Genomic DNA, 20,724 nt, shown 5'->3' on the forward strand with positions numbered 1-20,724 from the left:
GGAGTAACCTCAGGCCTTGCAGTCGAGCTCGCCGAACAGATCGGCGCACATTTCAGGGACGCCCTGGCAGCAGTCCTCCATCAGGAAGGCCAGCAGCCGGCGCATCCCCTCATAATCGGCGCGATAGTGGATGAGCCGGCTTTCCCGCTCGGACTCCACGAGTCCCGCCCGTTCAAGAATACCCAGATGATGCGACATGGTGGACGGAGGCACATTGGCGGCCTGCGCGATGGCGCCGGCGATCAGTCCATCGGGCCCTGCCTTCACCAACATACGAAAGACAGACAGGCGCGTGTCATGCGCCAGCGCGCCAAGCGCCTCGACGGCCGAGTCCTGCGGATTGAACTCCTTCACGGTCGATTCCATCCTTCCAAACTCATCGAATAATAGTAGGCGCCTGCGCGGTCAATCTACATTTCGAGAAGTATAGAATCATATACCACTATGGAGATGGCCGATGGTCTGAGTGACCATGATGCACTCATGCGGATGGGCCGACAGCCTCGATCCAGGCGGAACCATCTTGCGCCAGACGCTCATGACAGATAGATAGTAATAGATTACTATCTTTTGAAGGCGCAAGCTATGAACGGGCGGTCCAGACATCTTCCCGCTGACGAGCGACGGGCGGCGACCGTGGAGGCGGTGGTCGGCCTGGCCGCGGAACAGAACCCGAGCGACATCACCACGACGGCCATCGCCCAGCGGATGGGTCTGACCCAGGGCGCGCTCTTCCGCCACTTCCCGACCAAGGACGCCATCCTGCAGGCGGTGATGTCCTGGGTGACCGAGCGCTTGCTCGGCCGCGTGGACAAGGCGGTCGAGGAAGCCGCCTCTCCGGCTGCCGCGCTTGAAGCGGTTTTCATGACGCATATCGATTTCGTGTCTGATCACCCGGGTGTACCGCGAATGCTGTTCGGGGAGTTGCAGCGACCGGGCGAGACGCTTCCCAAGCGCATGGCCCAGACCCTGATCCGCCATTATGGCGAACGGCTGCATACCCTGCTCGACGCCGGAAAGGCACGGGGCGAACTGCATGCGGACCTCGATCCGGAAGCCGCGGCCACCCTGTTCATCGGCACGGTCCAGGGCCTGGTCATGCAATCCATGCTGGCGGACGATGTGACCCGCATCCGCAGCGATGCGCCCGGCGTGTTCGCCATCTATCTGCGCGGCGTCGGAGCATCATCATGAAGAACATCCGCCTGTCCGGCACGACAAAGCGGATCCTGATCATTGCGGCCGTCATCGTGATCATCGGTGCTGGATGGCTGTGGATGCAGCGGGGCAGCCGCGACGGCGACGCCCTCAATCTGTACGGCAATGTCGACATCCGGGAGGTGCAATTGGCCTTCCGCCAGTCCGGCCGCGTCGCGCAGATGCTGTTCGATGAAGGCGATCATGTCGAGCCGGGCGCACATATGGCGACTCTCGACGCGCAGCCGTTCGAGGAAGCGCTCGCGGCCGCCGACGCCGCCGTAGCGGCCGCACAGGCAGACCTCGACAAACTGCGCCGCGGGCTGCGGCCGCAGGAGATTGCGCAGGCGCAGGAGGCCCTCAATCAGGCCCTGGCCGTCGCCAGGGACACGGAGCGTAATTTTGATCGGCAGAGCCAGTTGCTCGCGTCGGGAGCCGCCAGTCAAAAGACGGTCGATGCCGCGCGCACTGCGCGCGATCAGGCCGCCGCCAGTGTCAAGGCGGCCCGGGCCGCGCATTCGCAAGCCGCCGAAGGCTTCCGCAAGGAAGACATCGCGGCGGGGCAAGCGCGCCTCGCCGCCGCACAGGCAGCACGGGCTCAAGCCGCCACCGCGCTCGCCGACACGGTTCTGCTTGCACCCGGCACCGGCACGATCATCGCACGGGTGCGCGAACCCGGCAGCATGGCTGTCAGCCAAAGCCCGGTCTATAGCCTCAGCCTTGATGCTCCGGTTTATGTGCGGGCTTATGTCGGCGAACCGGATCTGGGGCGTATCGCGCCCGGAATGCGGGTGCGCGTTCGCAGCGATTCCTCCGACAAACTCTATCAAGGCCAGATCGGGTTCATTTCGCCTCGCGCCGAGTTCACGCCCAAAACGGTAGAAACGACCGATCTGCGCACGGATCTGGTCTATCGTCTGCGGATCGTGGTCACCAATGCCGATGCCGCGCTGCGTCAGGGCATGCCGGTAACGATCGAGGTCGTAGTCGGACAAACCTCCGGCGCGCGCGCCAAAGGCCGCTGACGTGCCGCCCGCCACCGCGCCACAGGAGCAAAATGGCGATGTCGCGGTCGTCATCGACAGGTTGAGCAAGCATTTCGGCAGTGCGCCTGCGTTACAGGATCTCAGCGCGCAGATAAGCTATGGCCGACTGACCGGGCTGGTCGGGCCGGACGGCGCGGGCAAGACCACCTTGATGCGTATCCTGACAGGACTGCTGGTGCCGAACAGCGGCCACGCCAGGGTAGCGGGCTTCGATGTGGTGGACGACAATGACGCCATCCATGTCGCGACCGGCTACATGCCGCAACGCTTTGGCCTCTACGAAGACCTGTCGGTCATGGAGAATATGCGGCTCTATGCGCAGTTGCGCGGTATGGCCGCCGATGGACACGCCGACCTGTTCGCCCAACTGCTCGACTTCACACGTCTTGCCCCCTTTACCGGACGCCTGGCGGGCAAGCTCTCCGGCGGCATGAAGCAGAAGCTGGGTCTCGCCTGCGCATTGATGGCCCGGCCTGCTGTCCTGCTGCTCGATGAACCGGGTGTCGGTGTCGATCCGGTCAGCCGTCAGGATCTGTGGCGCATGGTGCAGGCGCTGACCGACGAAGGGATGGCCGTAGTCTGGTCGACCGCCTATCTCGACGAAGCCGAACGCTGCGACAGCGTGCTGCTGCTCAACGAAGGGCGGCTCGCCTATGACGGACCGCCCGGAGAGCTGACCGCGCGCCTTACAAGCCGGAGCTTTCGGCTGGAACAGGTCGGCGAGCGGCGGCGGGCCGTGCTAGCCGAAGTGCTCAGCCTGGACAGTGTCGGCGACGGGGTGATCCAGGGCGCCGGCGTCCGCGTGGTGCTGCGCGCCGATGCGGGAACCGAGCAAATTAGCGCGCTCGCCGATCGGGTCGGCGCACAACTGAAAGCGGTGCCTGCCCGCTTCGAGGATGCTTTCATTGATCTTCTGGGCGGCGGTCCGGGCGGCACATCGGCGCTTGCCGAAGGGATGCCGCCGGTCGAACTGGCTTCAGACGTTGCCGTCTCCTGCCGCGATCTGACCAAGCGTTTCGGCGATTTCACCGCCACCGACATGGTGAGCTTCGAGGTCCGCAAGGGCGAGATATTCGGTCTGCTCGGGCCGAACGGCGCCGGCAAATCGACCACCTTCAAGATGCTGTGCGGCCTGCTCAAACCCACCAGCGGCGAAGCGCAGGTGGTGGGGCTGGACCTGCGCCGGGCGACCGGTGCTGCCAAAGGCCAGCTTGGCTATATGGCGCAGAAATTCTCGCTCTATGGTTTGCTGTCCGTGCGGCAGAACCTGGAGTTCTCCGCGGGCGTCTATGGCCTGAAAGGCGCCGCGCGGCAGGCGCGGATCGACGAGATGATCGACATCTTCGGGCTGCAACCCTGGCTGTCGGCGGCGCCGGAGTCCCTGCCGCTCGGGGTCAGGCAACGTCTGGCGCTGGCCTGCGCGGTGATGCACCGCCCGCCCGTGCTGTTCCTGGATGAACCGACTTCGGGCGTCGATCCCATCACGCGCCGCGAATTCTGGACCCATATCAACGGCCTTGCCCGCAAGGGGGTGACGGTGATGGTCACCACCCATTTCATGGACGAGGCGGAATATTGCGACCGGGTGGCGATGCTCTATCGCGCCCGGCTGATCGCGCTCGACACGCCGGACGCCCTCAAACGCAGCGCGGTAAGCGATCTCCGTCCGGACCCGACCATGGAAGACGCCTTCATTCATCTGGTCGAAGCCGAGGACCGCGCTGACGAAGCCCGCAGCGGAGTTGCCGCATGAACGGCGCGGGCGGATCGCGAACGGACCTTCAAGCCATGCGCCGCTTCGATCCGAAGCGCCTTTGGGCGCTGGTGTTCAAGGAAAGCCTGCAGGCGATGCGCGACCCGTCCACGCTGCTGATCGCCTTCGCCCTTCCGGTCGTGCTGCTGCTGCTGTTTTCCTATGCGGTATCACTCGATGTGCGCGCGGTGCGCATCGGCGTCGTGCAGGAATCCGAATCTGCTTCGGCGCAATCGCTGGCCGCCGCCTTCGCCGGCACCCGTTATCTGGACGTCACCTTCGCCCATGACCGGCGCGAAGTCGCCGACCAGGTCGTCTCGGGCGATTTGCGCGGATTTGTGGTGATCCCGCAGGATTTCGAGCAGCGCCTGGCCGATCGCGGCACGCGGCCTCTGGTGCAGATCATCGCCGACGGTTCGCAGCCCAATACCGCCAACTATGTCACCAACTATGCGCAGGGCGTGGTGCAGACCTGGCGGGGCGGGCTTGATGGCGAGACGCCACGCGCAGCCGTCACGATGGAGCCGCGCTACTGGTTCAACGCCGAACTGGAAAGCCGCCGCGCGCTGGTGCCCGGCGCGATCGCCATCGTCATGACCATCATCGGCACCATGCTGACCGCGCTGGTGGTGGCGCGCGAATGGGAGCGCGGCACGATGGAAGCGGTGCTCTCCACGCCCGCATCGGTCGCGGAGATCCTGATCGGCAAGCTCCTGCCCTATTTTGCGCTCGGCATGCTGGCCACGCTCGGTGCGACCGCGCTGGCGGTCTTCGTGTTCGGCGTGCCGCTGCGCGGATCGCTGGCGGCGCTCCTGCTGCTTTCGGCCACCTTCATGGTGCCGGCGCTGGGCCAAGGGCTGCTGATTTCGTCTGTCACCCGCAACCAGTTCCTGGCCGCGCAGATCGCCTTGTTCTCCGGTTTTCTGCCGGCCTTCATGCTGTCGGGCTTTCTCTATGAGATCGACGCGATGCCCGCGCCGATCCGGGCCATCACCTGGGCGATACCGGCGCGCTATTTCGTCTCTTCGCTAAAAACCGTCTTTCTGGCCGGCGACATCTGGGCCGTCTTCGTGCCGAACCTGCTGGCGATGGGCGCCATCGGCGTCCTGTTTTTCCTCCTGGCCAAGCGCGCCACGCGCAAGAATCTGGAGTGACGAGCCATGACGCGGCACAATGGCTATCTCTCTTTCACCCGGCTGCGAGCCCAGTTCGTCAAGGAAGTGCTGAGCATCCTGCGCGATCCGCGCAGCCGCATGGTGGTGTTCATGCCGCCGCTGCTGCAACTGCTGGTGTTCGCCTTCGCCGCGACGCTCGAAGTGCGCAACGTCGATATTGCCGTGCATAATCAGGATGCGGGCCGCTGGTCGCATGAACTGATCGCGCGGCTCGATCGGGCCGACTTCATTACCCAGGTCTATCGCGTGACCGACGGTCAGGAACTGGGACGCCTGATCGACCAGGGCGAGGTGATCGCGGCGCTCGACATCCAGCCGGACTTTTCGCGCGCAATCGCTGCCGGAGACAGCGGCCGTATCCAGCTGTTGATCGACGGCCGGCGCAGCAATTCGGGACAGATCACCGCCAGTTATCTCTCCGCCATCGCCGCCGAAGTCGGCGCGGAGGCCAACCCCGGCACAGGTCCTGCGACGCCAGTGGCGGTACGCAACTGGTTCAATCCCAATCTGACGTATCGCTGGTTCATCGTCCCGGGCCTCTCCGGCATCCTGGCGTTCTTCAGCGCACTGCTCATAACCTCGCTGTCGATCGCCCGTGAACGCGAACTGGGAACCTTCGACCAGTTGCTGGTCTCACCAACCTCCACGCCGGAAATCATCCTGTCCAAATCCTTGCCGGCGCTGGTCATCGGCACCATGCTCGGACTTCTGATGATGGCCGCGGCCGCGGGACCGTTCCGGATTCCGTTCAACGGGTCGTTCGCGCTGCTGTTTGTCAGCCTGGTCCTGTTCATCCTGTCGGTGGTGGGCATCGGTCTGATGATTTCGGCGATCAGCGCGACCCAGCAACAGGCCATCCTGGGCGCCTTCGCCATCGGCGTGCCATCCGTCCTGATGTCGGGATTTGCCACGCCGGTCGAGAACATGCCCATGCTGCTGCAATGGCTGGCGCAGGCGATTCCACTCACCCATTTCCTGGTCATCGTCGAGGGCAGCTTTCTCAAAGCCATGGCGCCGGGCGACATATTTGCCAGCCTCTGGCCATTGGCGATGATCGCCCTGGTGTCGCTCACCATGGCCACCATCTTCGTTCGAGGACGCCTGCAATGAGATCGCCCCGCCACAGTCATGCGCCGTCATTGTCTGATACGGGCGGACGTTCCCCGCGATGGTCGCGCTACGCAATATTGATAGCTGGCTGCAGTTCGTTGACGGCCTGTATGGTCGGCCCCAACTACCGGGCGCCACCTGCCGTTGACACGGGTAGTGGCTGGAGCCGGCCGGTTGGGGAAGCGTCGGCGCCAACGGACCTGGACCGCTGGTGGAGGGCCCTGGGCGATCCCGAACTGGAGAGGCTGGTCGATACCGCACTGGCGCAAAATCTCGATATCCGTCAAGCCACCGCACGGATCGACGAGGCGCGCGCGCTGCGAGACCGCGCCGCTGGCCGGCAACTGCCCACGGTTTCTGCTGGCGCCAGTGTGAACCAGCGTCGGCAAAGCGAGAACGGCCCGCTGCCCGTTGGGTCCATTCCCGGCCTCGATGCGTCTCAGACGATCTACGATGCCGGCTTCGACGCGGCCTGGGAACTCGACCTGTTCGGCGCGAACCGGCGGGCGCTGGAAGGCGCGAACGCCCGCTTGCAGGCAAGTGAAGCGGAGGCGCAGGGCGTGCGTATGCGGATCGCGGCCGAAGTCGCACGCGCATGGTTCGAGGCGACCGGCGCCAGAGAAGAATTACGCGCGCAGCGGGCGACGGTGGCGACGCTGCACCAGACGCTGGAACTCATGCGCGGTCGCGCGGCGCTCGGCGATGTTGCCGGTGCCGACGTGGACGCAACCCATGAACGCTGGGCCGCCGCCAACGCCCTGCTGCCGGGCATAGAGGCGCGGCAGCGTGCGGCAGTGCTCGGCCTTGGTGTCCTGCTCGGCTCACCGCCGGAACGTGAACTCAAGCTGCTCGATGCAACTGCATCGTCTCTCATACTGCCGGCGCTGCCCGTGGGGGAACGGGCCGATATATTGCGGCGTCGCCCCGATGTTCTGGCTGCCGAACGGCGCCTCGCCGCCAGCACCGCCGATATCGGCGTGGCGACCACCGAACTGTTTCCCAAGCTCTCTATCGCAGCGGGCGGCGGATTTCAGGCGCTTAGCACGGGCGACTGGTTCGACACCTCCAGCACCCGCTACTCCATCCTGCCGCTCATTTCCTGGCGCTTGTTCGACGGCGGCCGCGTGCGCGCGGAGATACGCGCGCGGGAGGCCGTTCAGCGGCAGGCCGCGCTGGGCTATGAACAGGCCGTCCTGGCCGCATTGGGCGACGCGGAGCGCGCCTTGAGCGACTATGACGCCGGACGCGATGCGCTCGCGCGGCGTCAAACGGCGCTGGACGCTGCGCGTCGAAGTGTCGGCCACGCCGAGGCCCGTTTTGCCGCCGGCGATATCGCGGGGATTGAACTGCTTGCGGCCGAGCGCCTCCTGCACGAAGCTGAAACCGCCTGTGCCCGCGCGCATGCCACAACGGCGGTGCAACTGGTGGCGTTGTACAAGGCGATCGGTGGGGGCTGGGACTTGCCCGATGCGCCGACTTCCAAACACGTTTCAATTGGTGCCACAGTGGGAGAAGGGCAATGAATGACGCTGACGGGAACAGCAAGGAACCGGCCGCGCACGACTGGGCGGGGGAAGCGGGCACACGCTGGCTCGCCCAGCTCGACCGTTTCGAGAGCATGATCGAACCGATCGGCGCAGCGCTGCTCGCGCGAGCAGCCTATGTTGCCGGGGAGAAGGTGGTCGATATCGGCTGCGGCGGCGGCTGGACGACGAGGCGGATCGCCGAAAGGACGGGCAACACGGGATTGGCGCTCGGCCTCGACATATCGCCCGAACTGGTGGCGGCGGCAACGGATCGGGCGCAGCGCGCCGGTCTTGCCAACATCCGCTTCGAACAAGGCGACGCCGCGACGGCCATGCCCGAAGAAGCCCCCTTCGACCGGCTGCATTCCCGCTTCGGCACGATGTTCTTTCCCGAACCCTATGCCGCATTCGCCAATCTGCGCCGGATGCTGCGTGCCGGTGGACGGCTCGACATCGCGGTGTGGGCGCCGATCGCCGACAATCCGTGGCAGCGCAATGTCATGGCCGCGATCCGCCGGCATATCGACCTGCCCACGCCGCAGCCGCGCGAGCCCGGCCCCTTCGCGCTGGGCGAGCAGGATTATGTCACCGATCTTCTGCAAAGCGCCGGCTTCTGTGACATATCGTTCGACGCCTGGACGGGCGAGCAGCGCGTCGGCGGACCCGGCAGCGATCCCGAGAGCGCCACCCGCTTCGTGCTCGACGGCATGCAGGTCGGCGATCTCGTCCGGGCGAGCGGGGACGACACACGCGCAGCCGTTCACCGCAGCCTGGTCGAACTGTTCGAGCGCAATTGCGATAATGAAGGTGTTCGCATGGGCGCGAAAGCCTGGCTGGTGAGCGCCCGCGCGTGACCTGGCGTCAACCGCCATCCTCATCGTGAACCACCCACAGGCTATGCGAATCGATTTCCAGCTTGAGCAGGGCGCGGGCCGCTTCCGATCGCGCCATGATCTCGGACCGGCGCGCTTCACCCGCCTGACGGCGGGCATAGAGCAGGTCGGCAAGGTCGATCTGGCCGAGCTGGTAGCCACGTTCGGTTCGGGCCAGCGCACTAGCGGCGCTTTGCGCTGACAGATCCGTGTTTTTCCACGCCTCCAGCCGCAATGTGGCGCTGGACAGATCGGCATCCGCGATGGCCCTCACGGTCCGCTGGACGGACATATGCTCAAGCTGCGCGGCATTGCCTTCCGCGGAAGCCCGGTCCGCCGCCGCGCGTCTGTGACCGCCGCCCAGCGGCATCGACATGACCACCCCCGCGCCCTGCTCCATGCCGCTCCGCTCACTGAACAGCCGGACGCCGAAGGACGGATCGGCAATCCGGTCCGCGCGAACACGCTGCGCAACGACCGCCAGCCGCTGCGCCTCGCGCTCGGCGGCGCGGATTTCATGGCTGCGTTCGATCACCAGATCCCGCATCGCCGCAAGTCTCTGGGCCGGAACCATCGCGACGGACGTTTCCGGCGGCTCGATGGGCAGCGGTATTTCTGGAAAATTCGCGGCAAGCGCCACACGCGCCTGTTCGCGCGCCGCGAGCGAGTTCGCGGCCTGGGCCTGGGCCTGAGCCATTGCCGCCATGGCCTGATCAACATCGAGCGCCGCCGCATCGCGCAGCGCCACGCGCCGGCGCAGCGCGGACAGCTCCTTTTCCAGCCAGCGCACCGTATCGAGGTCGTTGCGATACAGCGCGCCGGCGACCAGCCAGTCGTTCCAATAGCCGGAGAGCAGCAAAGCCGTCTGATGCCGGGCATCCTCCATCCGGTTTTCCGCGACCTCTATGCCCAGGGCGCCCGCCTCGCGATCGAGCGCCGCCTTGCCCGGCAGGCGGAACGGTCGGGCGATCGTGGCGTCGAACTCGTCATAGCCGCCTTCCCTGTCCACGCTGCGGCGAACATAGCTGCCGGTAACGGCAATCTCATGGGTCCCCTTCGCCAGCATGTCGCGGTCGGCACGGGCGGCGTCCACCCGTGCCCGCGCGGCCGCCACGGCCGGATGATTGTCCAGCGCTTCGGCAACCTTTTCGCTCGGCGGCAAATCGGCGCGCTGGGCAAGCGCCCCAGCGGGTGTGAGCAATGCGACAAGCGCCCCGAGGATGATCGGCGATCTCATGCGATCCTCCCCCGGGCTGACACCGGGACTACGTGCCAGCGCACTGGCAGCGACCGCTTCGATTGGGTGACCGCGTCAACCAGTGTCCCCAGAGCGTCCTCATCGACAATCAGTTCCAGCGCGTTGCGGCGCAGAAGGCCCGACACCCGTTCCGCCGTGCTGGCGTCGCCGAAGTCCCAGCCGCGCACCGCCTGCTCGGCGATATGGATCGGCGCGTCGCAGGCGGCGCGGAGTGCGTCAGTCACGCTATCGGCGTCATGCGAGGCGCAATGGAAGGTCAGCAGGATGTCAGCCATTGTCGGTTTCTCCCGCGCTTTCGCCGAAACGCTCGAACAGGATCGGCAGCAGAATGAGCGTCAGCAGGGTGGAGGTGATGAGGCCGCCGATCACGACGATGGCGAGGGGGCGCTGGATCTCCGATCCCGGGCCGGTCGCGAACAGCAGCGGCACAAGGCCGAAGGCCGTGATGCTGGCGGTCATCAGGACGGGACGCCGGCGCCGTTCGGCGCCGAGGCGCACCGTCTCGGTCATGCTCCGCCCATCGGCGCGGAGCTGGCGGAAATAGGTGACCATGACCAGTCCGTTGAGCACCGCGATGCCGAGCAGGGCGATAAAGCCCACCGAGGCGGGAACCGACAGATATTCTCCCGAAGCCCAGAGCGAGACGATCCCGCCGACCATGGCGAAGGGGATGTTGACAAGGATGAGCACCGAGGCGCGCATCGAGCGCAGCGTCGCCAGCAGAACGAAGAAGATCAGGAGCAGCGCGATCGGGATCACGACCGCCAGCCGGGCCGAGGCGCGCTGCTGGTTTTCGAACTGCCCGCCCCAGACGATGCTGTAGCCGGCGGGCAGTTTGACCTTCGCGCCGACCTCGGCCTTCGCTTCATCGACATAGCCGACCAGATCGCGCCCGGAGACGAACGCCTGCACCAGCGCGAAGCGCGACCCGTTCTCATGGTCAAGCTTGACCGGCCCCTCTGTCCGCTCGATCCGCGCCATGTCGCTGACCCGGGCGACAATTCCGGCGGGCGTGTGCAATTGCAGATCGGTAAAGCGGGCGGGATCGGCGCGCAGCGTCTCATCGCCGCGAATGACGATCGGCACGCGCTTCTGGCCATCGGCGACGACGCCGACATGGACGCCTTCGATCTGCGCGCGCAACGCATCCTGTATCTGGTCGACCGGCATGCCGAAGCGCCCGGCGGCGGCGCGGTCGATGTCGAGCTGGAGATAGTCTACGCTGTCATTGGCGACGGTCAGCACTTCGGATGCGCCATCGACGTTTGACAGAATCTCCTGCACCTGACCCGCGAGATCGCCCAGCGTCGCCAGATCCGGCCCGAAAATCTTGACGGCAAGATCGCCGCGCGCACCGGTCAGCATTTCGGAAACCCGCATCTCGATCGGCTGGGTGAAACTCGGCTCGATGCCGGGCAGGCCTGCCATCGCCTTGCGCATATCCTCGACGATGAGATCCTTGTCGCCGCGCCATTCGGAGCGCGGCTTCAGGCGGACGAAGCTGTCGGTCTCATTGGGGCTCATCGGATCAAGTCCGATTTCGTCCGATCCGACGCGCGCGATCACGTCCTGCACTTCCGGCACGCGCATCAATGCGCGCTGCGCGGCCATGTCGCCCTGAACCGACTGGTCAAGATCGATGGAGGGCAGCTTGGTGAGCTGGACGATGATAGAGCCTTCATCCATCGTCGGCATGAAGGTCTTGCCGACCGCGCCATAGGCGATGCCGGCGATGACCAGCCCTGCCGCCGATAGTCCATAAACCAGCCGCTTGCGCGCGAAGGCGCCATCGAGGAGACCCCGGTAGCGGGGACCAAGCTGGCGCATCAGCCACGGCTCACCATGATGGCCGCTTTTCAGGCCGAAGGATGCAAGCACCGGAACGAGCGTGAGCGCGAGCAGGAGCGAGCCGGCCAGCGCAAAGACGATGGTGAGCGCAACCGGCGCGAACAATTTGCCTTCAAGGCCCTGCAGCGACAGCAGCGGCAGGAACACCAGTGCGATGATGGCGATACCGGCCGAGACCGGCACGATGACTTCACTTGCCGCCTGATAGACGAGGTTGAGGCGCGGGGTTCCCTCCTCGTGTGCCCGGCCGAGCCGTTCGACGATATTTTCCACCACCACGATCGACCCGTCGACCAGCAGGCCGATGGCGATGGCAAGACCGCCAAGGCTCATGAGATTGGCCGAAAGGCCCATGCCCTGCATGAAGAGGAAGGTGATGAGCGCCGCCAGCGGCAGAGTGGCGGCGACAATCGCCGCCGCACGCCAGTCGCCAAGGAACAGGATGAGCAGCACGACGACAAGGACGGCCGCTTCGAGCAAGGCTTTCTCGACCGTGCCGACGGCGCGCGCGATCAGGTCGGAGCGGTCGTAAAAAACATCGACATGGGTGCCTGTGGGCAATGTGCTTTCGATTTCCGCAAGGCGGGTGCGGACACCATCCACCACCTGCCGCGCATCGGCGCCGCGCAGGGCGATCACCAGCCCCTGAACCGCTTCGGCCTGACCGTTTTTGCTGACCGCGCCATAGCGCGTCAGGCTGCCGGTTCCGACCGTCGCCAGATCGCCCAGCCGAACGATGCGGTCGTTGCGGCTTTGAACCACCAGTTGCTGTAGATCCTCGACCGACCGGATTGCGCCGACCGCGCGCACGATCAGCGATTCCTCGCCGCTTTTCAGCCGTCCCGCGCCATCGTTACGGTTGCCGCTTTCAATCGCCGTCTGGATGTCCGCGATCGAGAGGCCTGCCGCCGCAAGCGCAACGGGATCGGGGCGGACTTCGAAGGTTCGCACAAAGCCGCCCAGCGCGTTCACATCGGCGACGCCCGGCACGGTGCGAAGCGCGGGGCGGATGGTCCAGTCGAGCAGTTCACGCTTTTGCTGAAGCGAGAGCGGTCCCTCGATTGTGAACATGTAAATGTCCGAAAGCGGTGTGGAAATCGGGGCAAGGCCGCCGCTGACCGACGCGGGCAGATCGGGCAACACGCTCGACAGGCGTTCGGCAACCTGCTGACGCGCCCAATAGATGTCGGTGCCGTCGACAAAATCTATGGTGATGTCGGCAATGGCATATTTGGCGGTGGATCGCAGGATGGCCTGATCGGGAATACCGAGCATTTCCATCTCGATCGGCGTGATGACGCGGCTCTCCACCTCCTCGGGGGTCATGCCCGGCGCCTTCAGGATGACTTTCACCTGCGTCTGGGCGATGTTCGGATAGGCATCGACCGGCAGCGTCACGAAGGCCCAGGCGCCAAGCCCTGCAACCGCGAGGGCGAGCGCGAGAACGAGCAGACGCCAGGACAGCGAGGCGGCGACTAGCGAACGCAACATGGCCCGGACCTATCGCGACAAGGCGAGCGCCTTGAGTGCGCTCGTGCCGGAAATGACCACCTGCTCGCCCGGCCTGACGCCTGAAAGCAGCACGGTTTGTCCCTCGACGGAACCGCCCCCAGATCCACCCAGCGTTACGTCGCGGATCGCATATCCGCCGCCAGTGGCGACGAAGACGATAGTCTTGTCCCCGATCATGGCGATCGCACCAGAAGGCACGCTGACGGCACCGGCCGGGGCTGGGCCGGACAGCGACATGCTGGTCGCGCGGCCGGCGATGATGCCCGGCCCGGCAGGAATCTCGGCCTTGAGAACGACCGAGCGGGTGGCAGGGTCTATCGTCGACCCCACGGCCGTGACCCGGCCGGCGATGTCGGGCTCGATCAATACGGTCATGCCCGGGCGGGCCGTGCCGACGAGCCGTTCGGGCAACTGGCCGACAACCTCATAGCGGTTGGCGGCGTCGATCACGTAAGGCGCGGTGGTTCCGTCCACCGGATTGCCCGTCTGGACGCTGGCGGTCGTGACGCGCCCCGCGATCGGCGCGGTCAGCGTATAAGTGCCGCTCGCGCCCACGCCATTGACCATTTTGAGGATGCGCGCCTTTTCGGCGACATCCGCGCCCGCTTCGGCCGCCAGCGCATTGGCTTCATCGGCGCGCGCGCCAGCGATGATGCCTTCGCGGGCAAGCTGCGAGAGCCGGGCCGCGTTCGACCGCGCCACGCCCGCCCGCGCATTGGCGCGGGTGAGGTCGGCCCCCATGGTCAACACATCGCGGCTGGAAATGATCGCAAGCGGCTGGCCCTGCCGGACCGTATCACCTTCGACCACCAGCGTCCGCATGACCACGCCGGGAAACGTTGCGGCCACCGCCACGCGCGCGTTGGCGGGCGGCTGGATCACCGCCGGAATGACGGCGATGGGCGCTTCAATCGCGGCGATGGCGGGCACAAGGCGGATACCGAGCTGCGCGGCCTGTTTGCGATCAACCGGCAATATGCCCGGCGCCGCTTTCCCGGCTTCAGCGGGTTGGAGGCTGGGCTCAGGGGCCGTGCCGGATCCGGCAAACCACCAGACACCAAGCACCAGCACAATGACGGCAACGCCGGCAAGGAGATAGTTCCGCTTCGACATGGGCTTCGCCTAGTGCGCGAAACTGACGAGACCCTGACGAGGCCAAAATGCGATCAGGCGCCGGGGAAGTGCAATGACAATTCCCGCGCGACAGGATCGGTGGTCAGCTCTCCACCGTGCGCCGCCATGATCCGGTCAACGATCGCCAGACCAAGCCCGGCGCCGTTGGTGCTGGCATGGTCCGCCCGGCTATGCCGCCGCACAAGTTCGCGAAGCCGATCGGTCGACAGGCCCTCTCCGCCGTCACCCACCGCGATCACCGGATCTGGGCCAACCCTTATGGTCACCGTGCTCCCGGTTGGCGTCACCCGGACAGCATTCTCGATGAGGTTCCGCAAGGCGGCGGCGATCGCTTCGCGCCGGCCCCGCGCCACGGGATGCCCGCTACCTGCATCGAGCGTGATGGCTTTCCCTTCCGCGATGATGCCTGGCGCCAGAAGGCTGACGACATCGCGGGCGATCTCGACAAGGGACACGGATTCCAGCGGGAATTGCGCGGCGGATGCGGCGTCAATTTGGGCCAGCAGCATGAGCTGGTCGATCAGGCGACGCATCGCGGCGACGTCATGCTTCAGGCGCGCGGAGTCGTCATGGTCGAGCCGGTCAAATTCGAGCGACAGCACCGCGAGCGGCGTGCGCAGTTCATGCGCGACATCGGCGGCAAAGGCTTCCTGGCGCATGGCGGCGTCGTCAAGCCGGCCGAGCAGATCATTGACGGCATCCGTGAACGGCAGGGCTTCGGCCGGCAGATGGGACGTGTCTATGCGAAAGCCGCGTTCGTGCCCACGCGCGGCCTCGATCGCGGTTGCGGCTTCCTCAAGGGAGCCAAAAGCCTGTCGGATCACGCGCCGCACGACGAAGGCGACGGGCACCATCAGCACGACCAGTGGAAGCGCGACATGCTCCAGCATCTCGCGCACGGCCTTGATCAGCGCGTCCTGCGCCGTCAGATCGTCGAATGTCAGGCTGTAGAAAAAGACGACCGCTGCAAGCAACAAGATGGTGCCGACAAGGCCGACGAGAGCAAGCCCTCGCGCAAGTTTGCGCGACACGGAGCGCCGATAGGTCACGCCGCGACATCCTTCAGCATATAGCCGACGCCGCGGATGGTGTGGAGCGCGCCAGTGGCACCAGCCTCGTCCAGCTTCCGGCGCAAGCGGGAGACCGCCGCTTCCACGGCATTGGGCGTCACCGGCTCGTTGAAATTGTAGAGCGCATCCTCGATCGTCTCGCGGCGGACGACGGTTCCCGCCCGCCGTAGCAGCAATTCCAGGAGGTCGGCCTCCCTGCGGGACAGATCGATGGCGTAGTCCCCGCAGTGCGCCGTGCGCGCCGCCGTGTCGAACCGCAGGCAGCCCGCTTCCAGCACAGGTTGCGCGCGCGGGCCGGGGCGGCGGAGCAACGCGCGAATGCGCGCGGCCAGTTCATCGATCTCGACAGGCTTGACGACATAATCGTCGGCGCCGGCGTCAAGCCCCGTGACCCGGTCCTCCAGCGCGCCGCGCGCGGTCTGGATGATCGCGGGCGGCATTTGCCGATACTGGCGACGGTTCGCCAGCCAGGCGACGCCATCGCCGTCCGGCAGGCCGAGATCGAGTATGATCGCGTCATAGACCGCGCCACCCAGTGCGCTGTCCGCATCGGACAGGGTCGTGGCGATGTCGCACGAAAAGCCCCGGCGCTGAAGGCCGTCCGCAACCAGCTTCGCCAGCCGGTCATTATCCTCTATGACAAGAACGCGCATCTATGCCGGCTTTCCTAGCACGATCCCGCCTCAATTCCCGCCCTGCAATCTGACCAGTCCCGCGCGGGGATCGAAAGAGGCCGTCTCAATCCCGGTCATTATCCTCGCCTTGAACGGCTGTTCCACCTTCGATTTCATGCCCTTGCTTTGCCTCGCCGTGCGACTGCGCACTGAACGCCGCGGAATCGTAGCGCAGGATGCCAAACACCGTCATCCCGATCACCAGGACGGCCAGCAGCACCGCGACGACGGCCGGCCGACGGGCATCGTGGGCGCCAGGGTGCAGAGCGACGCTCTTGCGGCCAGTAACCATGGCGCGCGCGAGATTTTCGCGGGTGAAGACGGACATCAGGACCACCGCTGCGACATGAACGCCGATGAGCGCCAGCAGGCCATAGGCAATCGCCTCATGAAGATCCTCGTCGGCCTGCCCCGCGTCGACCTGGATGCCGGTCCACAGCACCGCGCCGGTTGCAATGAGCATGGCCAGAACAGCGAGCGCCCCCAGCGGATTGTGCCCGATCGTGCGTTGTGGATGACCCGTCACAAGTTCCCGGACGTGGGACAGAAGGCGTGACGGTCGCACGAAATTGGCAAAACGCGCATGCTCGCCGCCGATAAACCCCCAGACAAGACGAAAGACAAGCAGGACAGCGGCGGTCCAGCCTGCCGCCATGTGCCAGTCCGCGATTCCGCTGTCTCCTTCCGAGGACAAAAAGGCAATCGTGATCGCCGCGACCAGCAGCCAGTGGAAAAGCCTGAGCGGGGCATCCCAAACCCTGAAACTATCACTGTAGCTCGTTTTTGCCATGAGCATCATTTGTCTCCTTGGCCTTTGGCCATAAGAGAGATTGCTGACGGCGCGCTGACGAACGCGGGGCAGCGATCACGTCAGACAGCCGCTCCGAACAGGCTGCCCACGCCTGCCGTCAACGCCATCGCCAGGGCGCCCCAGAACGTGACGCGGACGATCGACCGCATGACAGGGGCCCCGCCCGCCTTCGCGCCAAGCGCCCCGAGCAGCACGAGGCACAGAAGCGAAACGGCGACGACGAGCGGTATCAATTGCTGTCCCGGCGCGGCGGCAACCACCGCCAGCGGCATGATCGCCCCGGCGCTGAACGTCGCGGCGGATGTGAATGCCGCCTGCAACGGCCGCGCCGTGGATATGTCGGAAATTCCCAGCTCATCGCGGGCATGCGCCCCAAGCGCATCGTCCGCCATGAGCTGGTCGGCAACCTTGAGCGCAAGATCGGGGTCCAGGCCGCGCGCCATATAGATGTCCGCCAGTTCCTGCCGCTCGAGCCCGGGCTGCGTTGTCAGTTCCGCCGTTTCGCGGGCGAGGTCCGCCTTCTCGGTATCGGCCTGCGAGCTGACCGAGACATATTCGCCGGCGGCCATCGACATGGCGCCGGCGACAAGCGCCGCGATGCCGGCAACGAGGATGCCTGATCGGTCCGTTCCCGAAGCGGCGACGCCGACAATGAGGCTTCCTGTGGAAACGATACCGTCATTGGCGCCAAGGACCGCCGCGCGGAGCCAGCCGATACGTGATACCGCATGTCGTTCGGGGTGAGCGTGCAAGCGGGTCATGGGTCCTCCAGCCAAGGGTCGGCACAAGACCATGACCGCATTTGCTGACCAGCTCCTGACGCAATGTGATTTCCGGCGCTAATTGAAATGGAAAGGCAGGACGCAATCGAGCGTTCCCACGCCGAGACTTTCAGGCGGGCGCGGAAAGGGCGCCGCCAGGCGAACCGTGCGAAGGGCGAGCCGGTCAAGCTGCGCATTGCCGCTGGATTGCGCGAGCGAGATCTCGCGCAAGGCGCCGTCAGCACCGATGGAAAAATTAATCAGCGCCTCACCCTCAAGATGAAGGCCCGCCGGGCGTCTGGCGGCAATCCATTCCCACAACCGCCGAAGATAGGCCGCACGCGCAGTGCTGAGCGTTGATGACGCAGCCTGCGGCGAAGCAGGTTGGGGATGCGGCATGTCGACGTTCATGCGGGCAGGCAAGGGCGACGGTGCGACAGGTAGCGTCAAGGCAGCCTGATCGGAGGCAGGCCGGTCGGGCGACGCCTGCGGCCCTTGCCGCGCGCGTGTCGCTGGCGTTGTACTGGGGGGCGTCAGCTGATTTGCCGGTCTGGGGGCGGCTTTCGGCCGGCGGGCAGACGGCTGTTCGGTTTCGAGCGAAGGCAGCGTCATGATCGTGACCGTGCGGGGTTCCTCCCGCCTTTCGGGGATTAGACGCGGACTGTGGCTCCACAGGCCATAGGCCGCAAGAACACCCGCATGCAGGGCAAGCGACACGAGGAACCCGAAAGCCCTCGTATCGCTCGCCTGGGCCAGCCGGTATGCTGGACTGGCGGCCATGCCTCAGAATTTCGCAGTCAGGCCGATGTTGAAGGAGCGGCCACGACCAGGCACCGGCCGCAAGTCGCCGGTCGCCTTGTAATCGCCGAGCGACATGCCGCCCAGCGGCAGATCATAGCCCTTGTCGAACAGGTTCTGGACATCCAGGCCCAGCCGGTAATTGCCCCAGGCATAGCCGGTCCGAAGATTGACGAGCGCATAGTCGTCCGTTCGGGGTTCGTTGCGCGTGGCGTCGACCCGGTTCTTGTCCGCCACGACCGTCAGTTCGACCGCGCTCTCCCAGCCCCCGAGCCGATGCTCCAGCGCAAACGTCGCGTTGAACGGCATCTGATGGTAGAGCGACCCGCCGTCGTCCAGATTGCGCCCGCGCAACCAGCTTGCCGTTGCGGTCAGTTTCGCCGTGCCGGCCGATGACGACTGCCACAGCGCAAGCGAACCCGAGACATCGACGCCATATAGCTCGGCTTCGCGGTTGGCGAACCGAAGCTGCACGAACCCCGTCGGCGTGCCCATCATATTGGTGAAATCGGCCAGCTTCACGACATCGATATAATCATGGACGCGCGTGTAATAGGGTGCGATCCTGAGCGTCCAGCCATTGGCGCCGGCGCCTTTCAGACTGACCGCGGCACTTATCGTATCAGCCCTTTCGGGCTTCAGGGTGGGATCGCCGACATAGCCGTTGCCATCACCGAACCAGCCGATCATCCGGCTCGACATCGAACCGCGTCCCCAGCTGTAGCGCTCATAGACGCCCGGTGAACGGCTCTTGCGCGCATAGCCCAATTCGAGCGTCGCCTGATCGCTCGGCGCATAGCGGACAAGGGCCGTGGCGCTCCAGTTGCTGTCATGCCGTTTGCGATCCGCGGCGTTGAACGCGGTGGCCGCCATCGCGTCGGCCATATTCATCATCGAGGTGGAATAGGGCTGGACCTCGCCGGTGTTCATCCAGACCTGATCGTTGCGCACGCCGACCAGCGTGGTGAGCTGCGGCGTCCACTTCGCCTCCCATTCGGCAAAGGTGCCAAGCCGGTCGCGCTTCGCGCCGTTCACATTGATATAGGTGTTGGGCCCCATCATCATGTGGCCCGCGACCGCCGGCCAGTAATCATTGAGCCATTGGTGGTGGAATTCGCTCCCGAGACGCAGCGTGTCGCGATTGGACAGCATAATGTCGCCCTTGAGCGTATAGCCGGCGCTATGAACCTCGGTGTTCATGGGCATGCCGCCGGTCGCGGTGCCGCCCTTGTCCGCCAGGAAGTTCATCCGATGATCGGTGTCGCGATAGAAGGCGCGCAGGTCCAGATCGCCCCAGTCGAAGGCGCCCTTCCAGTGACCGTTCAGATACCAACTCTTGTTGGATGTCATGTCCATATACTGGTTGGGAAAGCCCTCGTACGGCGAGAAATGGTAGCCGCCCTTCAGTTCGAACAGCCCGATATCGGTCTGCGCGGCCAGGCTCAGCGCATGGTCCGTCTTCTTGTATTCAGTCGAACGGACGGTGCCGTCACGGCCGCCGCCCTTGTAATTGTCGGACTGGGTGAAGGAACCGGCATAGCTGAGGCTGAGCCGGTCGCTTGCCGCCGTGATCGAAAGTGCGCCGCCGAAGCCGTCGCCGTTACTGCGGTAGAAGGTGGACAGTTCGCCCGTCAGCAATCGTTTGCCCGCCTTGGCGAAGCGCGGTGTCAGGGTTTCCACCGAAATCGCGCCGCCGATGCTGTCACCGCCCATGCTGACCGGCGTCACGCCCGTGATGACGCTGATCGCGTCGATCGTCTGCGGATCGGTGTAGGACAAAGGCGGGTTCATCGCATTCGTGCAGGCGATGTCGATCGGCACGCCGTCGACCAATATGGTCAGCCGCTGGCTTTCGAGGCCCCGGATCACCGGCAGGCTGGAAAAGCCACCGGCGCCGAAGCTGCTGCCCCCCGGCAGGCGGCCGATCAGCGCCGCCGTATCGCTTGTTCCCGATTGCAGGGGTGCGACCTTGTCACGCAAAAGGATCTCGGACGACACGGGACCGGCAGGGCGATCCTCGGAATCGATCCCGATGGACGGAAGAACCTGTGTATCCTGCGCAAAGGCACTCGCGGCCGACAGGCCATAGAATATTGCAGCCGCGCTCGCGGCTTTGGAAATGACAGACATGGATGGATCCTGATCCGGGCGCGCGGCGGTCCGCGCGCCGTTGAAAACG

General features: G+C 65.4%; 18 protein-coding genes. 7 read left to right on the forward strand and 11 right to left on the reverse strand.

Features of this window, described 5'->3' with window-relative positions:
- Window positions 1-9: 9 nt before the first annotated feature.
- The gene (locus tag B5X69_RS15895) at window positions 10-366 is read right to left on the reverse strand and encodes an ArsR/SmtB family transcription factor (protein WP_079639621.1); all 357 of its coding nucleotides are present in this window, start codon (window positions 364-366) and stop codon (window positions 10-12) included.
- 219 nt (window positions 367-585) lie between these two features.
- On the opposite strand from B5X69_RS15895, the gene B5X69_RS15900 reads away from it, so the two are divergent.
- The 7 genes from B5X69_RS15900 (at window position 586) to B5X69_RS15930 (ending at window position 8,661) form a co-directional block, all read left to right on the forward strand.
- A complete protein-coding gene (locus B5X69_RS15900; RefSeq protein WP_020819441.1) occupies window positions 586-1,194 on the forward strand; it encodes a TetR/AcrR family transcriptional regulator in 609 nt (202 codons plus the stop codon).
- On the forward strand, window positions 1,191-2,222 hold the full coding sequence (gene hlyD, locus B5X69_RS15905) for a secretion protein HlyD (protein ID WP_020819440.1): 1,032 nt from the start codon (window positions 1,191-1,193) through the stop codon (window positions 2,220-2,222). The genes B5X69_RS15900 and hlyD overlap by 4 nt, the downstream gene beginning before the upstream one ends.
- Before the next feature lies 1 nt (window position 2,223).
- Window positions 2,224-3,996 carry an ATP-binding cassette domain-containing protein gene (locus B5X69_RS15910; protein ID WP_020819439.1) on the forward strand — a complete coding sequence of 591 codons (1,773 nt, stop codon included), beginning with the start codon at window positions 2,224-2,226 and terminating at the stop codon, window positions 3,994-3,996.
- A complete protein-coding gene (locus B5X69_RS15915) occupies window positions 3,993-5,150 on the forward strand; it encodes an ABC transporter permease (protein WP_021223102.1) in 1,158 nt (385 codons plus the stop codon). Before B5X69_RS15910 ends, B5X69_RS15915 begins: the two co-directional genes overlap by 4 nt.
- Window positions 5,151-5,156: 6 nt before the next feature.
- A complete protein-coding gene (locus B5X69_RS15920) occupies window positions 5,157-6,281 on the forward strand; it encodes an ABC transporter permease (protein ID WP_079639622.1) in 1,125 nt (374 codons plus the stop codon).
- Window positions 6,282-6,379: 98 nt separating this feature from the next.
- Entirely contained in the window at window positions 6,380-7,804 is a 1,425-nt protein-coding gene (locus tag B5X69_RS15925) for an efflux transporter outer membrane subunit (RefSeq protein WP_237229880.1), read from the forward strand.
- Window positions 7,801-8,661, forward strand: a complete 861-nt coding sequence (locus B5X69_RS15930) for a class I SAM-dependent methyltransferase (RefSeq protein ID WP_020819435.1) — start codon at window positions 7,801-7,803, stop codon at window positions 8,659-8,661. The genes B5X69_RS15925 and B5X69_RS15930 overlap by 4 nt, the downstream gene beginning before the upstream one ends.
- A gap of 7 nt (window positions 8,662-8,668) precedes the next feature.
- Here B5X69_RS15930 and B5X69_RS15935 read toward each other — a convergent pair whose 3' ends face one another.
- The 10 genes from B5X69_RS15935 to B5X69_RS15980 form a co-directional block, all read right to left on the reverse strand.
- Window positions 8,669-9,916 (reverse strand): TolC family protein, encoded by a 1,248-nt coding sequence (locus tag B5X69_RS15935; protein ID WP_020819434.1) that lies wholly within the window; start codon window positions 9,914-9,916, stop codon window positions 8,669-8,671.
- On the reverse strand, window positions 9,913-10,212 hold the full coding sequence (locus tag B5X69_RS15940) for a DUF3240 family protein (protein ID WP_020819433.1): 300 nt from the start codon (window positions 10,210-10,212) through the stop codon (window positions 9,913-9,915). Before B5X69_RS15940 ends, B5X69_RS15935 begins: the two co-directional genes overlap by 4 nt.
- Complete coding sequence (locus B5X69_RS15945) at window positions 10,205-13,276, reverse strand: efflux RND transporter permease subunit (RefSeq protein WP_020819432.1); 3,072 nt, start codon at window positions 13,274-13,276, stop codon at window positions 10,205-10,207. The genes B5X69_RS15940 and B5X69_RS15945 overlap by 8 nt, the downstream gene beginning before the upstream one ends.
- 9 nt (window positions 13,277-13,285) lie before the next feature.
- A complete protein-coding gene (locus tag B5X69_RS15950; protein ID WP_020819431.1) occupies window positions 13,286-14,410 on the reverse strand; it encodes an efflux RND transporter periplasmic adaptor subunit in 1,125 nt (374 codons plus the stop codon).
- A 53-nt stretch (window positions 14,411-14,463) separates the two neighbouring features.
- Window positions 14,464-15,480: a sensor histidine kinase gene (locus B5X69_RS15955; RefSeq protein ID WP_020819430.1), complete on the reverse strand. Its 1,017-nt coding sequence runs from the start codon at window positions 15,478-15,480 to the stop codon at window positions 14,464-14,466.
- Window positions 15,477-16,154, reverse strand: coding sequence for a winged helix-turn-helix domain-containing protein (locus B5X69_RS15960; RefSeq protein ID WP_020819429.1), 678 nt, complete (start codon window positions 16,152-16,154; stop codon window positions 15,477-15,479). Before B5X69_RS15960 ends, B5X69_RS15955 begins: the two co-directional genes overlap by 4 nt.
- A gap of 85 nt (window positions 16,155-16,239) precedes the next feature.
- Window positions 16,240-16,971, reverse strand: coding sequence for a cytochrome b/b6 domain-containing protein (locus B5X69_RS15965; RefSeq protein ID WP_245656672.1), 732 nt, complete (start codon window positions 16,969-16,971; stop codon window positions 16,240-16,242).
- A 74-nt stretch (window positions 16,972-17,045) separates the two neighbouring features.
- Complete coding sequence (locus B5X69_RS15970) at window positions 17,046-17,747, reverse strand: VIT1/CCC1 transporter family protein (protein ID WP_020819427.1); 702 nt, start codon at window positions 17,745-17,747, stop codon at window positions 17,046-17,048.
- Window positions 17,748-17,825: 78 nt separating this feature from the next.
- Window positions 17,826-18,527, reverse strand: coding sequence for an energy transducer TonB family protein (locus tag B5X69_RS22060; RefSeq protein WP_021224255.1), 702 nt, complete (start codon window positions 18,525-18,527; stop codon window positions 17,826-17,828).
- A gap of 3 nt (window positions 18,528-18,530) precedes the next feature.
- The gene (locus B5X69_RS15980; RefSeq protein ID WP_020819425.1) at window positions 18,531-20,675 is read right to left on the reverse strand and encodes a TonB-dependent receptor; all 2,145 of its coding nucleotides are present in this window, start codon (window positions 20,673-20,675) and stop codon (window positions 18,531-18,533) included.
- Window positions 20,676-20,724: the final 49 nt, after the last annotated feature.

Source organism: Sphingopyxis flava, from assembly GCF_900168005.1.
GTDB lineage: Bacteria > Pseudomonadota > Alphaproteobacteria > Sphingomonadales > Sphingomonadaceae > Sphingopyxis > Sphingopyxis flava.